The 15,470-nt window shown below is 60.8% G+C and carries 12 protein-coding genes and 1 tRNA gene; all 13 read right to left on the reverse strand.

The window, feature by feature from the left end; translation table 11 throughout:
• Positions 1-90 (reverse strand): GTP-binding protein (locus NF616_RS21000; RefSeq protein ID WP_003137431.1); only part of this gene is annotated, 90 nt, incomplete at its 3' end.
• Between the two features lie 30 nt (positions 91-120).
• A complete protein-coding gene (gene fusA / locus NF616_RS21005; RefSeq protein WP_252275718.1) occupies positions 121-2,256 on the reverse strand; it encodes an elongation factor G in 2,136 nt (711 codons plus the stop codon).
• 30 nt (positions 2,257-2,286) lie between these two features.
• Positions 2,287-2,757: a 30S ribosomal protein S7 gene (gene rpsG, locus NF616_RS21010; protein WP_252275719.1), complete on the reverse strand. Its 471-nt coding sequence runs from the start codon at positions 2,755-2,757 to the stop codon at positions 2,287-2,289.
• 104 nt (positions 2,758-2,861) lie between these two features.
• Entirely contained in the window at positions 2,862-3,233 is a 372-nt protein-coding gene (rpsL, locus tag NF616_RS21015; RefSeq protein ID WP_110683332.1) for a 30S ribosomal protein S12, read from the reverse strand.
• A gap of 155 nt (positions 3,234-3,388) precedes the next feature.
• Complete coding sequence (gene rpoC, locus NF616_RS21020) at positions 3,389-7,588, reverse strand: DNA-directed RNA polymerase subunit beta' (RefSeq protein ID WP_252275720.1); 4,200 nt, start codon at positions 7,586-7,588, stop codon at positions 3,389-3,391.
• A gap of 56 nt (positions 7,589-7,644) precedes the next feature.
• On the reverse strand, positions 7,645-11,718 hold the full coding sequence (gene rpoB / locus NF616_RS21025; RefSeq protein ID WP_252275721.1) for a DNA-directed RNA polymerase subunit beta: 4,074 nt from the start codon (positions 11,716-11,718) through the stop codon (positions 7,645-7,647).
• Positions 11,719-11,937: 219 nt separating this feature from the next.
• Positions 11,938-12,306 carry a 50S ribosomal protein L7/L12 gene (rplL, locus tag NF616_RS21030; protein WP_252275722.1) on the reverse strand — a complete coding sequence of 123 codons (369 nt, stop codon included), beginning with the start codon at positions 12,304-12,306 and terminating at the stop codon, positions 11,938-11,940.
• Between the two features lie 81 nt (positions 12,307-12,387).
• Positions 12,388-12,888, reverse strand: coding sequence for a 50S ribosomal protein L10 (rplJ, locus tag NF616_RS21035; RefSeq protein WP_252275723.1), 501 nt, complete (start codon positions 12,886-12,888; stop codon positions 12,388-12,390).
• Between the two features lie 204 nt (positions 12,889-13,092).
• The gene (rplA, locus tag NF616_RS21040; RefSeq protein ID WP_252275724.1) at positions 13,093-13,788 is read right to left on the reverse strand and encodes a 50S ribosomal protein L1; all 696 of its coding nucleotides are present in this window, start codon (positions 13,786-13,788) and stop codon (positions 13,093-13,095) included.
• Complete coding sequence (rplK, locus tag NF616_RS21045) at positions 13,788-14,219, reverse strand: 50S ribosomal protein L11 (RefSeq protein WP_110683326.1); 432 nt, start codon at positions 14,217-14,219, stop codon at positions 13,788-13,790. The genes rplA and rplK overlap by 1 nt, the downstream gene beginning before the upstream one ends.
• Positions 14,220-14,338: 119 nt before the next feature.
• A complete protein-coding gene (nusG, locus tag NF616_RS21050; protein ID WP_252275725.1) occupies positions 14,339-14,872 on the reverse strand; it encodes a transcription termination/antitermination protein NusG in 534 nt (177 codons plus the stop codon).
• Positions 14,873-14,881: 9 nt separating this feature from the next.
• Positions 14,882-15,250 (reverse strand): preprotein translocase subunit SecE, encoded by a 369-nt coding sequence (gene secE, locus NF616_RS21055; RefSeq protein WP_252275726.1) that lies wholly within the window; start codon positions 15,248-15,250, stop codon positions 14,882-14,884.
• Between the two features lie 49 nt (positions 15,251-15,299).
• Positions 15,300-15,375: transfer RNA gene (locus tag NF616_RS21060), tRNA-Trp, on the reverse strand.
• Positions 15,376-15,470 lie beyond the last annotated feature (95 nt).

The raw sequence follows: 15,470 nt of genomic DNA on the forward strand, positions 1-15,470 counted from the left end.
AGCGGTCAGAGTGGTCTTACCGTGGTCAACGTGACCGATGGTGCCTACGTTGACGTGCGGTTTGTTACGTTCGAATTTTTCCTTAGCCACGACAGTAAACCTCTTACTTAAAGGGCGGGATTAGCCTTGTTTTTTAACCAGTGCTTCGACGATGTTCGACGGAGCTTCGGCGTACTTGGAGAATTCCATGGAGTAGCTTGCGCGACCCTGGGACATGGAACGGACGTCGGTCGCATAACCGAACATCTCGCCCAGCGGAACTTCGGCACGGATCACCTTACCGGAAACCGTATCTTCCATACCCTGGATCAGGCCGCGACGACGGTTCAGGTCGCCCATCACGTCACCCATGTAATCCTCGGGGGTCACCACCTCGACCCTCATGATCGGCTCAAGCACCTTACCGCCGCCCTTCTGGGCCAGTTGCTTGGTCGCCATGGAGGCAGCGATCTTGAACGCCATCTCGTTGGAGTCGACGTCGTGGTAAGAACCATCGAACACGGTGGCCTTCAGACCGATGAGCGGATAGCCGGCGACGACACCGTTCTTCATCTGCTCCTCGATACCCTTCTGGATCGCCGGGATGTATTCCTTCGGAACCACACCACCCACGACTTCGTTGGTGAACACCAGGCCTTCGGTGATGTTGCCCTTGTCGTCCACGTCCGGAGTCGAGAAACGAATCCAGCAGTGACCGAACTGACCGCGACCACCGGACTGACGAACGAACTTGCCTTCGATCTCGACAGCATCCTTGGTGATGGTTTCGCGGTAGGAAACCTGCGGCTTGCCGATGTTGGCCTCGACGTTGAATTCGCGGCGCATACGGTCAACGAGGATGTCCAGGTGCAGCTCACCCATACCAGAGATGATGGTCTGGCCGGTTTCTTCGTCGGTCTTGACGCGGAACGACGGGTCTTCCTGGGCCAGCTTGCCCAGAGCGATACCCATCTTCTCCTGGTCAGCCTTGGTCTTCGGCTCTACAGCTACCGAAATGACGGGCTCCGGGAAGTCCATGCGCTCGAGGATGATCGGCTTCTCCGGATCGCACAGAGTTTCACCGGTGGTGACGTCCTTCATGCCGATCAGAGCCGCGATGTCACCAGCGCGCACTTCTTTGATCTCTTCACGCTGGTTGGCGTGCATCTGCACCATACGACCAACGCGCTCTTTTTTGCCCTTGACGGAGTTGATGACCGACTGGCCAGACTCCAGAACGCCCGAATAGACGCGAACGAAGGTCAGAGTACCCACGAACGGGTCGGTAGCGATCTTGAACGCCAGAGCGGAGAACGGCTCGCTGTCGTCGGCATGACGCTCGTCTTTCGGAGCTTCGTCACCGTCGTCGATGTGATCCGGGTGGATACCCTGGATCGCAGGGATCTCGGTCGGAGCCGGCAGGAAGTCGATGACGGCGTCGAGAACCAGGGGAACACCCTTGTTCTTGAAGGACGAACCGCAGACAGCCGGAACGATCTCGCTGGCCAGGGTGCGCATGCGCAGGCCGGCCTTGATGTCCTCGGCCGACAGGTCACCTTCTTCAAGGTACTTGTTCATCAGCTCTTCGCTGGCCTCGGCAGCCGCCTCGACCATGTTGCTGCGCCACTCGTTGGCGAGGTCGAGCAGCTCGGCCGGAATTTCTTCCTCGCGATAGCTGGTACCCTTGTCGTCCTCGTTCCAGTAGATAGCCTTCATCTTGATCAGGTCGACCTGACCTTCGAAGTTATCTTCCGCACCGATGGCGATTTGGATCGGAACTGGAGTGTGACCCAGGCGGTTCTTGATCTGGCCGACGACGCGCAGGAAGTTGGCGCCGGCGCGGTCCATCTTGTTCACGTAGACGATACGCGGAACACCGTACTTGTTGGCCTGACGCCATACGGTTTCGGACTGCGGCTCAACGCCGGAGGTGCCGCAGAACACCACGACAGCGCCGTCCAGCACGCGCAGGGAGCGCTCAACTTCGATGGTGAAGTCTACGTGGCCGGGGGTGTCGATGACGTTTACGCGGTACTTGTCGTACTGGCCGCGCGAACCCTCCCAGAAGGTGGTGATCGCAGCGGAAGTGATGGTGATACCACGCTCCTGCTCCTGCACCATCCAGTCGGTGGTGGCAGCGCCGTCGTGTACTTCACCCATCTTGTGGCTGAGACCGGTGTAGAACAGGATCCGCTCGGTGGTGGTGGTCTTGCCCGCGTCAACGTGGGCGCAGATACCAATGTTCCGGTAGCGGTTAATTGCTGTAGTACGAGCCATAAAGCCCTCGCAGAAGAATTGTTGCCGTGATTAGAAGCGGTAGTGCGAGAACGCTTTGTTGGCCTCGGCCATACGGTGAACGTCTTCACGCTTCTTGACGGCGGCGCCTTTGCCATCGAAGGCATCCAGCAGCTCACCAGCCAGGCGCAGGGCCATGGACTTCTCACCACGCTTGCGCGCGCTTTCCACCAGCCAACGCATAGCCAGGGCATTGCGACGGGAAGGACGAACTTCGACCGGAACCTGATAGGTAGCACCGCCTACACGGCGGGACTTGACTTCGACCAGCGGAGCGATGGCGTCGAGAGCTTTCTCGAAGACTTCCAGGGGATCGGTGTTCTTGCGGGTCTTGACGGTCTCCAGGGCACCGTAAACGATGCGCTCGGCGACGGCCTTCTTGCCGCTTTCCATCACGTGGTTCATGAATTTGGCGAGAATCAGGCTTCCGTATTTCGGATCGTCCAGAATCTCACGCTTAGCTGCTACACGACGTCTTGGCATGATAAGCCCTCAAACGGTCTTCAGGTTAGCCCGGGACCATAACCAACTGGTTACGCCCGACCTTACTCTTATCGACTCAACAAAAAGAAAAATGGCGAACCGAATTACTTCGGACGCTTGGTACCGTACTTGGAACGACCCTGCTTACGGTCTTTGACACCGGTGGTGTCCAGCGAGCCGCGCACGGTGTGGTAACGCACACCCGGGAGGTCCTTTACACGACCGCCGCGGATCAGCACTACGCTGTGTTCCTGCAGGTTGTGACCTTCACCACCGATGTAGGAGGTGACTTCGAAACCGTTGGTCAGACGAACACGGCACACCTTACGCAGTGCGGAGTTCGGTTTCTTCGGCGTGGTGGTGTACACGCGAGTGCACACGCCACGACGCTGCGGGCAGTTCTGCAGCGCAGGCACGTCGCTCTTCTCGACGAGACGCTTGCGCGGCTGGCGTACCAGCTGGTTGATAGTTGCCATCTATAAGCTCCACTGTTGTCTTTCGACGCTATTGCCCTAAAGCAAAATGGCAGAGCAATCGCCCTGCCAAATTTAGGGGTGCATGAGTCTAAAGAGACTCCCGCCCCCAGTCAAGGCGAAGCCCCGGGCAACGAATCGCCCGGGGCCCTGCCCGATCAGTTGCCGCTGGAGTTCAGCGCTTCGGTCAGCGCCGCTTCCACTTCGCTGGCGCTGACGCGTTGCGGCTTGTCCGCCTCGCGCTTGCGCTTGCGCTCGCTGTGGTAGGCCAGGCCGGTACCGGCCGGGATCAGACGACCCACCACCACGTTTTCCTTCAGACCGCGCAGATAGTCGCGCTTGCCGGTCACGGCCGCTTCGGTCAGCACGCGGGTGGTTTCCTGGAAGGACGCCGCGGAGATGAACGACTCGGTGGACAGCGAGGCCTTGGTGATACCCAGCAGAACGCGCTCGAACTTGGCGATGAACTTGTCTTCGCCGGTCAGCACCTCGTTCTCTTCCAGCACCTGGGTCAGCTCCATCTGGTCGCCCTTGATGAAGCTGGAGTCGCCGGACTCGGTCACTTCGACCTTGCGCAGCATTTGACGCAGGATGGTCTCGATGTGCTTGTCGTTGATCTTCACGCCCTGCAGGCGGTACACGTCCTGGATCTCATTGACGATGTACTTGGCCAGCGCGCTGACACCCAGCAGGCGCAAGATGTCATGCGGATTGCTCGGGCCGTCGGAGATCACTTCACCACGGTTCACCTGTTCACCTTCGAACACGTTCAGGTGGCGCCACTTCGGAATCAGCTCCTCGTACGGATCGCTGCCGTCGGTGGGAGTGATGACCAGACGACGCTTGCCCTTGGTCTCCTTGCCGAAGCTGATGGTGCCGCTGATTTCCGCCAGGATGGACGGCTCCTTCGGACGACGCGCTTCGAACAGGTCGGCAACGCGCGGCAGACCACCGGTGATGTCGCGGGTCTTCGAGGTTTCCTGCGGGATACGGGCGATGACGTCACCCACACCCACCTGAGCACCGTCGTTGACGTTGACCAGGGCGTTGGCCGGCAGGAAGTACTGAGCCGGTACGTCGGTACCCGGCAGCAGCAGCTCCTTGCCATTGGCGTCGACCAGCTTCACGGCCGGACGGATGTCCTTGCCAGCGGCCGGGCGATCCTTCGGATCCATCACCTCGATGTTGGTCAGACCGGTCAGCTCGTCGGTCTGACGCTTGATGGTGATGCCCTCCTCCATGCCGACGAAGGCCACGGTACCCTTCATTTCGGTCACGATCGGGTGGGTGTGCGGATCCCACTTGGCCACGATGGCGCCGGCGTCGACCTTGTCGCCTTCCTTCACGGAAATCACGGCACCGTACGGCAGCTTGTAGCGCTCGCGCTCGCGACCGAACTCGTCGGCCACCGCCAACTCGCCGGAACGGGACACGGCGACCAGGGCACCGTCGGCACGCTCGACGTGCTTCAGGTTGTGCAGACGAATCGCGCCGCCATTCTTCACCTGGACGTTGTCGGCAGCCGAGGTCCGGCTCGCCGCACCACCGATGTGGAAGGTACGCATGGTCAGCTGGGTACCCGGCTCACCGATGGACTGGGCGGCAATGACGCCGACCGCTTCACCGATGTTGACCTGATGACCACGGGCCAGATCGCGACCGTAGCAGCTGGAGCAGATGCCGTAGCGGGTTTCGCAGGTGATCGGCGAACGCACGACCACTTCGTCGATGCTGTTGCGCTCGATGAACTCGACCCACTTCTCGTCGACCAGGGTACCGGCCGGGACGATGATCTCGTCGCTGCCCGGCTTCGGCACGTCCTTGGCGATCACGCGGCCGAGCACGCGCTCGCCGAGCGGCTCGACCACGTCGCCGCCTTCGATGTGCGGAGTCATCAGCAGACCGTGCTCGGTGCCGCAGTCGACTTCAGTCACCACCAGGTCCTGGGCCACGTCGACCAGACGACGGGTCAGGTAACCGGAGTTCGCGGTCTTCAGTGCGGTATCCGCCAGACCCTTACGAGCACCGTGAGTGGAGATGAAGTACTGCAGTACGTTCAGGCCTTCACGGAAGTTCGCGGTGATCGGGGTCTCGATGATGGAGCCGTCCGGCTTGGCCATCAGGCCACGCATACCGGCCAGCTGACGGATCTGGGCGGCGCTACCACGCGCACCGGAGTCCGCCATCATGTACATGGAGTTGAAGGATTCCTGCTCGACCGTCTTGCCTTCGCGATCGACCACCGGCTCTTTCGAGAGGTTGGACATCATCGCCTTGGACACTTCGTCGTTGGCCTTGGACCAGAGGTCGATCACCTTGTTGTACTTCTCGCCCTGGGTCACCAGGCCGGAGGCGTACTGCGACTCGATTTCCTTCACTTCCTCGGTAGCGGCGTCGATGATGCGCGCCTTCTCGTCCGGGATGACGAAGTCGTTCACGCCGATCGACACACCGGAGATGGTCGAGTAGGCGAAACCGGTGTACATCAGCTGGTCGGCGAAGATCACGGTGTCCTTCAGACCCACGGTGCGGTAGCACTGGTTGATCAGCTTGGAGATCGCCTTCTTTTTCATCGACTGGTTGACCACGTCATAGGACAGGCCGGCCGGCACGATCTGGAACAGCAGGGCACGGCCGACGGTGGTGTCGACGATGCGGGTGTTCTTGACCAGACTGCCGTCCTTCTGCTTGACGGTCTCGTTGATGCGCACCTTGACCTTGGCGTGCAGGGAGGCCTCGCCGGCGCGGAACACGCGGTCGACTTCCTGCAGGTCGGCGAACACGCGACCTTCGCCCTTGGCGTTAACGGCTTCACGGGTCATGTAGTACAGACCCAGAACCACGTCCTGGGACGGCACGATGATCGGCTCGCCGTTGGCGGGCGACAGCACGTTGTTGGTGGACATCATCAGCGCGCGCGCTTCCAGCTGGGCCTCGAGGGTCAGCGGAACGTGCACCGCCATCTGGTCACCGTCGAAGTCGGCGTTGTACGCGGCGCAGACCAGCGGGTGCAGCTGGATGGCCTTACCTTCGATCAGGACCGGTTCGAACGCCTGGATGCCCAGACGGTGCAGGGTCGGTGCGCGGTTGAGCAGCACGGGATGTTCGCGGATGACTTCGGCGAGAACGTCCCAGACCTCGGGCAGCTCGCGCTCGACCATCTTCTTGGCCGCCTTGATGGTGGTGGCCATGCCGCGGGCTTCGAGCTTGCCGAAGATGAACGGCTTGAACAGCTCGAGAGCCATCTTCTTCGGCAGACCGCACTGGTGCAGACGCAGAGTCGGGCCTACGGTGATCACGGAACGGCCGGAATAGTCCACACGCTTACCGAGCAGGTTCTGACGGAAGCGACCCTGCTTACCCTTGATCATATCGGCCAGGGACTTCAGCGGACGCTTGTTCGAGCCGGTGATGGCGCGACCGCGACGGCCGTTGTCCAGCAGGGCGTCGACCGCTTCCTGCAGCATGCGCTTTTCGTTGCGCACGATGATGTCCGGAGCGGCCAGGTCGAGCAGGCGCTTCAGACGGTTGTTACGGTTGATCACGCGGCGGTACAGATCGTTGAGATCGGAAGTCGCGAAGCGGCCGCCATCCAGCGGAACCAGCGGACGCAGGTCCGGCGGCAGTACCGGCAGAACGGTCAGGACCATCCACTCCGGGTGGTTGCCGGAGTCCTTGAAGGCTTCCATCAGCTTCAGGCGCTTGGACAGCTTCTTGATCTTGGTCTCGGAGTTGGTCTGCGGAATCTCTTCGCGCAGGCGGCCGATCTCGTGATCCAGGTCGATGGCGTTGAGCAGCTCGCGAACGGCCTCGGCGCCCATGCGCGCGTCGAAGTCGTCACCGAACTCTTCGAGGGCTTCGAAGTACTGCTCGTCGTTCAGCAGCTGGCCCTTCTCCAGGGTGGTCATGCCCGGATCGATCACCACGTAGCTCTCGAAGTAGAGCACGCGCTCGATGTCACGCAGGGTCATGTCCAGCAGCAGGCCGATACGGGACGGCAGGGACTTCAGGAACCAGATGTGGGCGACCGGCGAGGCCAACTCGATGTGCGCCATGCGCTCACGACGGACCTTGGCCAGGGCCACTTCCACGCCGCACTTCTCGCAGATCACGCCGCGGTGCTTGAGGCGCTTGTACTTACCGCACAGGCACTCGTAATCCTTCACCGGGCCGAAGATCTTGGCGCAGAACAGGCCATCGCGCTCCGGCTTAAAGGTACGGTAGTTGATGGTCTCCGGCTTCTTCACTTCACCGAAGGACCAGGAACGGATCATCTCGGGCGAGGCCAGACCAATACGAATGGCATCGAACTCTTCGATTTGACCCTGGTTTTTCAACAGATTCAGCAAGTCTTTCAAGGCCTTTCCTCCTCACGGACCTGCTGCGGCCGGCGATGCGGCCGCAGCAAGGCGTGTTATTCGGTTTCCAGTTCGATGTCGATACCGAGCGAACGGATCTCTTTGATCAACACGTTGAAGGACTCCGGCATGCCGGCCTCCATGCGGTGATCGCCGTCCACGATGTTCTTGTACATCTTGGTCCGGCCGTTCACGTCGTCGGACTTGACCGTCAGCATTTCCTGCAGGGTGTAGGCGGCGCCGTAGGCTTCCAGCGCCCAGACCTCCATCTCACCGAAACGCTGACCACCGAACTGCGCCTTACCACCCAGCGGCTGCTGGGTAACCAGGCTGTAGGAACCGGTGGAACGGGCGTGCATCTTGTCGTCGACCAGGTGGTTCAGCTTGAGCATGTACATGTAGCCGACGGTGGTCGGACGCTCGAACTGGTTGCCGGTACGGCCGTCAGTCAGGCGCATCTGGCCGCTTTCCGGCAGATCGGCCAGCTTCAGCATGGCCTTGATCTCGCTTTCCTTGGCGCCGTCGAATACGGCGGTAGCCATCGGCACGCCGCCCTTCAGGTTCTTCGCCAGATCCAGTATCTCGGTATCGGAGAAGGTATCCAGGCTCTCCTGGCGACCACCGATCTCGTTGTAGATCTCGTTGAGGAACTTGCGCAGTTCGGCGATCTTGCGCTGCTCTTCGAGCATGCGATTGATCTTCTCGCCCAGCCCCTTGGCCGCCAGGCCCAGGTGGGTTTCGAGGATCTGACCGACGTTCATACGCGACGGTACGCCCAGCGGGTTGAGGACGATGTCGACCGGGGTGCCATTGGCATCGTGCGGCATGTCTTCGACCGGCATGATCACCGAGACCACACCCTTGTTACCGTGACGACCGGCCATCTTGTCGCCCGGCTGGATGCGGCGCTTGATGGCGAGGTACACCTTGACGATCTTCAGTACGCCCGGCGCCAGGTCATCGCCCTGCTGCAGCTTGCGCTTCTTGTCTTCGAACTTGTCGTCGAGCATCTGGCGACGGTCGCTGATGTAGGCCTGGGCCTTTTCCAGCTGCTCGTTCAGAGCGTCGTCGGCCATGCGCAGCTTGAACCACTGACCGCGCTCCAGACCATCGAGGTACGCGTCGTCGATCACCGCGCCCTTCTTCAGGCCGGCACCGCCTTCGGCCTTGGCACCGACCAGGGCGGAACGCAGACGCTCGAAGGTGGCGCCTTCGACGATGCGGAACTCTTCGTTCAGGTCCTTGCGAATCTCGTCGAGCTGCTGCTTCTCGATGGCCAGGGCGCGGCTGTCGCGCTCGACGCCGTCGCGGGTGAAGACCTGCACGTCGATGACGGTACCCTTGGTGCCGGTGGGCACGCGCAGGGAGGTGTCCTTCACGTCGGACGCCTTCTCACCGAAGATCGCGCGCAGCAGCTTCTCTTCCGGAGTCAGCTGGGTCTCGCCTTTTGGAGTGACCTTGCCGACCAGGATGTCGCCGGCCAGTACTTCGGCGCCGACGTAGACGATACCGGCTTCGTCCAGCTTGTTCAGCGCGGCCTCACCCACGTTCGGGATGTCCGCGGTGATTTCCTCTGGGCCGAGCTTGGTGTCACGCGCCACACAGGTCAGTTCCTGGATGTGGATCGTGGTGAAGCGGTCTTCCTGAACCACGCGCTCGGACAGGCAGATGGAGTCTTCGAAGTTGAAGCCGTTCCACGGCATGAACGCCACGCGCATGTTCTGACCCAGAGCCAGCTCGCCCATGTCGGTGGACGGGCCGTCGGCCATGATGTCGCTGCGCGACACCACGTCACCCTTGCTCACCAGCGGACGCTGGTTGATGCAGGTGTTCTGGTTGGAACGGGTGTACTTGGTCAGGTTGTAGATGTCGACACCGGCCTCGCCAGTCTCGACTTCGTCGTCGTTGACGCGAACCACGATGCGGCTGGCGTCTACCGAGTCGATCACGCCGCCACGACGGGCGACCACGCAGACACCGGAGTCACGGGCGACGTTGCGCTCCATGCCGGTACCGACCAGGGGCTTGTCGGCACGCAGGGTCGGCACGGCCTGACGCTGCATGTTCGAACCCATGAGTGCACGGTTGGCGTCGTCGTGCTCGAGGAACGGGATCAGCGAGGCAGCGACGGAAACGACCTGCTTCGGCGACACGTCCATCAGGGTCACGTCTTCCGGTGCCTTGACGGTGAACTCGTTGAGGTGACGCACGGCCACCAGCTCGTCGACCAGCTGACCCTTGGCGTTCATGGTCGCCGAAGCCTGGGCGATCACGTGATCGGCCTCTTCGATGGCGGACAGGAACACGATCTCGTCGGTGACCTGGGTTTCTTTCACCACGCGGTACGGGCTTTCCAGGAAGCCGTACTGGTTGGTGCGGGCATAGGCGGCCAGGGAGTTGATCAGACCGATGTTCGGACCTTCAGGGGTCTCGATCGGGCACACGCGACCGTAGTGGGTCGGGTGTACGTCGCGGACTTCGAAGCCGGCGCGCTCACGGGTCAGACCGCCCGGGCCGAGTGCGGAGACGCGGCGCTTGTGGGTGATCTCGGAGAGCGGGTTGTTCTGGTCCATGAACTGCGAGAGCTGGCTGGAACCGAAGAACTCCTTCACCGCCGCCGCAACCGGCTTGGCGTTGATCAGGTCCTGCGGCATCAGGCCTTCGCTTTCGGCCATCGACAGACGCTCTTTAACGGCGCGCTCGACGCGGACCAGGCCCACACGGAACTGGTTCTCGGCCATCTCGCCGACGCAACGTACGCGACGGTTACCCAGGTGGTCGATGTCGTCGACGATGCCCTTGCCGTTACGAATGTCGACCAGGGTCTTCAGCACGTCGACGATGTCTTCTCTGGACAGAACGCCGGAGCCTTCGATCTCGCTGCGACCGATGCGACGATTGAACTTCATGCGGCCAACGGCGGACAGGTCGTAACGCTCGGCGCTGAAGAACAGGTTGTTGAACAGGGTCTCGGCAGCGTCCTTGGTTGGCGGCTCGCCAGGACGCATCATGCGGTAGATCTCGACCAGGGCTTCCAGTTGGTTGCCGGTGGAGTCGATCTTCAGCGTGTCGGAGATGAACGGACCGCAGTCGATGTCGTTGGTGTACAGGGTCTCGATGCGAACGACCTGGGCCTTGACGATCTTGGCCAGCAGGTCGGTGGTCAGCTCGGTGTTGCACTCGGCAACGATCTCACCGGTGGCCGGGTGGACGATGGCCTTGGCAGTGGTGCGACCCAGTACGTACTCGAGCGGAACTTCCAGCTCCTTGAGGCCGGCCTTGTCGATCTGATTGATGTGGCGCGCGGTGATACGGCGGCCCTGCTCGACGATGACCTTGCCTTTCTCGTCCTTGATGTCGAACGCGGCGATTTCGCCACGCAGGCGCTGCGGCACCAGTTCCAGGTTGAGGTTCTCACCTTTCACATGGAAGACGTTGGTGTCGTAGAACAGGTCCAGCACCTCTTCGGTGCTGTAGCCCAGGGCGCGCAGCAGGACGGAGGCCGGCAGCTTGCGGCGACGGTCGATACGGACGAAGACGGCGTCCTTCGGGTCGAACTCGAAGTCCAGCCAGGAGCCGCGGTAGGGAATGATGCGCGCGGAGTACAGCAGCTTGCCGGAGCTGTGGGTCTTGCCACGGTCGTGGTCGAAGAACACACCCGGGGAGCGGTGCAGCTGGGAAACGATCACACGCTCGGTACCGTTGATGATGAAGGTACCGTTCTCGGTCATGAGCGGAATTTCGCCCATGTAGACTTCTTGCTCTTTGATGTCCTTGATCGCTTTGTTCGACGATTCTTTGTCGAAGATGATCAGGCGGACTTTAACGCGCAGCGGCACGGCGAAGGTCACGCCACGCAGCACGCACTCCTTGACGTCGAATGCGGGCTCGCCCAGGCGATAGCCGACGTACTCCAGGGCAGCGTTGCCGGAGTAGCTGATGATCGGGAATACGGACTTGAAGGCCGCATGCAGGCCAACGTCGCGGAACTGCTCCTTGCTCACTCCTTGCTGCAGGAATTCGCGGTACGAATCCAACTGGATGGCCAGGAGATAAGGCACATCCATCACGTCCGGCAACTTGCTAAAGTCCTTGCGGATACGTTTTTTCTCAGTGTATGAGTAAGCCATCAGCGTTCCCCAGCTTGGTCACCTGCTTGTTTGGCCACTGCCGGCGGCAATGACCAGAAACTCGTGCAAACCCCTTGGTTTGCGCCGCCTCTCGGGCGGGTTTCACGCCATGGGCAGCGGCCCTTCGGACCTTGCCCATAACGGAAAAAGGCCGGTGGCATTTGCCACCAGCCATCAGCCTTTCGCTCAACGCTTGGGCTGCAGACGCAAGGTGCGAACTTACTTGAGCTCGACCTTGGCGCCAGCTTCTTCCAGCTTCTTCTTGGCGTCTTCGGCAGCTTCCTTGGTCAGGCCTTCGGCGATGACCTGAGGAGCGGTGTCGACTTTCTCTTTGGCTTCTTTCAGGCCCAGACCGGTCAGTTCGCGAACGGCTTTGATGACGTTCACTTTCTTGTCGCCGGCTTCAGCCAGAACGACGTTGAACTCGGTCTGCTCTTCAGCAGCGGCAGCGGCAACAGCCGGGCCAGCGGCAACAGCGGCAGCGGCGGTCACGCCGAACTTCTCTTCCATTGCCTTGATCAGTTCAACAACCTGCATCACGGACATTTCGGAAACGGCGTTGATGATGTCTTCGTTGGTCAGAGCCATGACTCTAATTCCTGTATTGGGGTGACAGCCTTCGCGGCCATCAAATTAAACGAATTAACTGAAAGGGACGTCGCGCCTGAATCAGGCGGCAGCGCCTTCTTTCTGGTCGCGAATAGCCGCCAGAGTACGAACGAACTTGCTGGTGGCGCCTTGCATCACGCTCATCAGCTGAGAAATCGCTTCGTTGTAGGTCGGCAGAGTTGCCAGTACGTCGATCTGATTGGCTGCGAGGAACTGACCCTCGAACGCGGCCGCCTTGATCTCGAACTTGTCCTGACCCTTGGCGAAATCCTTGAAGATACGGGCGGCAGCGCCCGGATGCTCGTTGGAGAACGCGATGAGGGTCGGGCCTTTGAACACGTCGCTGAGCACATCAAACTGAGTGCCTTCAACGGCGCGCTTGAGCAGGGTGTTACGCACGACTTTCACGTACACACCAGCTTCGCGGGCCTCTTTACGGAGTCCGGTCATTGCGCCGACAGTCACGCCACGGGCATCAGCCACGACAGCGGACAGACCGGCTTTGGCAGCCTCGTTGACTTCAGCGACGATGGCCTTCTTGTCTTCGAGTTTAATTGCCACGGGTTTACTCCTGGATTTACCGTTTCGTCAGGCCGGAACCCGACGTCGTTTTGGTGTCTGATTCGGTACGAATCGGGAGCACCATCTGCGTAGGCTGAGAAACATCCTCGTTTAAGGCTTGCGCCGCCTACGGTCTTGGATAGCCCCCGCCAGGCAGGGACCCCAATCTTCAAAGCCGGCGGACGCATCCGCCGGCCATATCACTTACGCTTCCAGCGAAGCCTGATCGATCACCAGACCCGGACCCATGGTGGTGCTCAGGGTCACGCGCTTGACGTACACACCCTTGGAGGTGGACGGCTTCAGGCGCTTCAGGTCGGCCAGCAGGGCTTCCACGTTCTGCTTCAGCGCGCCGGCTTCGAAGCCGACCTTGCCAACGGAGGTGTGGATGATGCCGTTCTTGTCGGTACGGAAACGCACCTGGCCGGCCTTGGCGTTCTTGACAGCGGTAGCGACGTCCGGAGTCACGGTGCCGACCTTCGGGTTCGGCATCAGACCGCGCGGACCGAGAACCTGGCCCAGCTGACCCACGACGCGCATGGCGTCCGGGGAAGCGATGACCACGTCGTAGTTCAGATCGCCAGCCTTCATTTCAGCAGCCAGGTCGTCCATACCGACTTTGTCGGCGCCGGCGGCCAGAGCAGCCTCAGCGCCCGGACCCTGGGTGAACACGGCAACGCGGACGGTCTTGCCAGTGCCGTTCGGCAGAACGGTGGCGCCACGCACGACCTGGTCAGATTTACGCGGATCAACGCCCAGATTCACGGAGACGTCGAAGGACTCGGTGAACTTGACGGTGGACAGCTCGGCCAGCAGTTGAGCGGCCTCTTCGAAGCTGTATGCCTTGCCGGCTTCGACTTTCTCGGCGATAGCCTTCTGGCGCTTGGTCAGCTTAGCCATTACACACCCTCCACGTTCAGGCCCATGCTACGCGCGGAGCCGGCGATGGTACGCACGGCCGCATCCAGGTCAGCTGCAGTCAGATCGGCCTGCTTGGCCTTGGCGATCTCTTCCAGCTGAGCACGGGTAACGGTGCCCACTTTGACGGTGTTCGGACGAGCGGAACCGCTGGTCAGGCCGGCGGCCTTCTTCAGCAGAACCGAAGCCGGGGTGCTTTTGGTTTCAAAGGTGAAGCTGCGGTCGCTGTAAACGGTGATGATCACAGGAGTCGGCAGACCAGGTTCCATGCCCTGAGTCTTGGCGTTGAACGCCTTGCAGAATTCCATGATGTTCACGCCATGCTGACCCAGAGCGGGGCCGACGGGCGGCGACGGGTTGGCCTGGCCGGCCTTTACTTGCAGCTTGATGTAAGCCTGAATCTTCTTAGCCATGAGCTACTCCAATTTCGGGTCAGACGCCTCGGCGAGGCTCCCCGGTTGATGACGCATTTATCCCAGTGACGACAAAACCCCGCAGCCAGCGGCTGCGGGGTTCGGGATGCATTGTCCAGTTATGCCTTCTCGACCTGACTGAACTCCAACTCCACCGGCGTGGAGCGACCGAAAATGAGCACAGCCACCTGGATCCGGCTCTTTTCGTAGTTAACTTCTTCGACGACACCATTGAAGTCGGCGAACGGACCGTCGGTAACGCGAACGGTCTCACCCGGCTCGAACAGGGTCTTCGGCTTCGGCTTGTCACCACTGTCGGCGACTCGACGCAGGATGGCGTCAGCCTCCTTCTCGGTGATCGGCGCTGGCTTGTCGGCGGTACCGCCGATGAAACCCATGACGCGCGGCGTATCCTTGATCAGGTGCCAGGCCGCCTCGTTCATTTCCATCTGAACCAGCACATAGCCGGGGAAGAACTTGCGCTCGCTTTTGCGCTTCTGGCCGTTACGCATTTCCACCACTTCTTCGGTGGGAACCAGAATTTCGCCGAACTCGTCTTCCATGCCAGCCAGCTTGACGCGCTCGATCAGCGAGCGCATGACATGCTTCTCGTAACCCGAGTAAGCATGCACGACGTACCAACGCTTAGCCACGGGACACCCTTAACCGACAATCAACGAAACAAGCCAACCCAGCAGACTGTCCAGGCCCCAGAGGACCAGCGACATCACCAGCACCACGGCAACCACAATCAAGGTGGTTTGTGTGGTTTCCTGGCGAGTCGGCCAGACAACCTTGCGGATCTCGATACGCGCTTCTTTTGCCAGAGCAAAGAACGCCCGACCTTTCGCCGTCTGCAGCGCGACAAAACCGACCACTACGGCCAGCGCCAGCAGTGCCAGCACGCGATACAGAAGCGGCTCAGCCGAGAAATACTGATTGCCGACCACACCCGCGACGACTAGAGCAGCTACAACGAGCCACTTCAGCGCATCAAAGCGGGAGTTTTGAGCTTCAGCTTTGGCATCCATGAGAAAACCCTGTCGAAAGAAACGCCAGATCCACTTCTAACCAGGAATCTGGCAGGCCAGGAGGGAATCGAACCCCCAACCTGCGGTTTTGGAGACCGCCGCTCTGCCAATTGAGCTACTGGCCTAAAATCGAAGTAAGGCCGACCATTATGCCGACCTTACCGAGACAGATCAACGATTACTCGATGACCTTGGCAACCACGCCGGCACCAACGGTACG

It is taken from the genome of Pseudomonas subflava, assembly GCF_023823685.1.
GTDB classification, from domain to species: domain Bacteria; phylum Pseudomonadota; class Gammaproteobacteria; order Pseudomonadales; family Pseudomonadaceae; genus Aquipseudomonas; species Aquipseudomonas subflava.

Coding starts and splice junctions, on each gene's coding strand:
- fusA (WP_252275718.1), bottom strand. CDS start 2,256: ATGGCTCGTACTACAGCAATTAACCGCTACCGGAACATTGGTATCTGC.
- rplK (WP_110683326.1), bottom strand. CDS start 14,219: ATGGCTAAGAAGATTCAGGCTTACATCAAGCTGCAAGTAAAGGCCGGC.
- rpoB (WP_252275721.1), bottom strand. CDS start 11,718: ATGGCTTACTCATACACTGAGAAAAAACGTATCCGCAAGGACTTTAGC.
- rplL (WP_252275722.1), bottom strand. CDS start 12,306: ATGGCTCTGACCAACGAAGACATCATCAACGCCGTTTCCGAAATGTCC.
- rpsL (WP_110683332.1), bottom strand. CDS start 3,233: ATGGCAACTATCAACCAGCTGGTACGCCAGCCGCGCAAGCGTCTCGTC.
- rplA (WP_252275724.1), bottom strand. CDS start 13,788: ATGGCTAAGCTGACCAAGCGCCAGAAGGCTATCGCCGAGAAAGTCGAA.
- rpsG (WP_252275719.1), bottom strand. CDS start 2,757: ATGCCAAGACGTCGTGTAGCAGCTAAGCGTGAGATTCTGGACGATCCG.
- secE (WP_252275726.1), bottom strand. CDS start 15,250: ATGGATGCCAAAGCTGAAGCTCAAAACTCCCGCTTTGATGCGCTGAAG.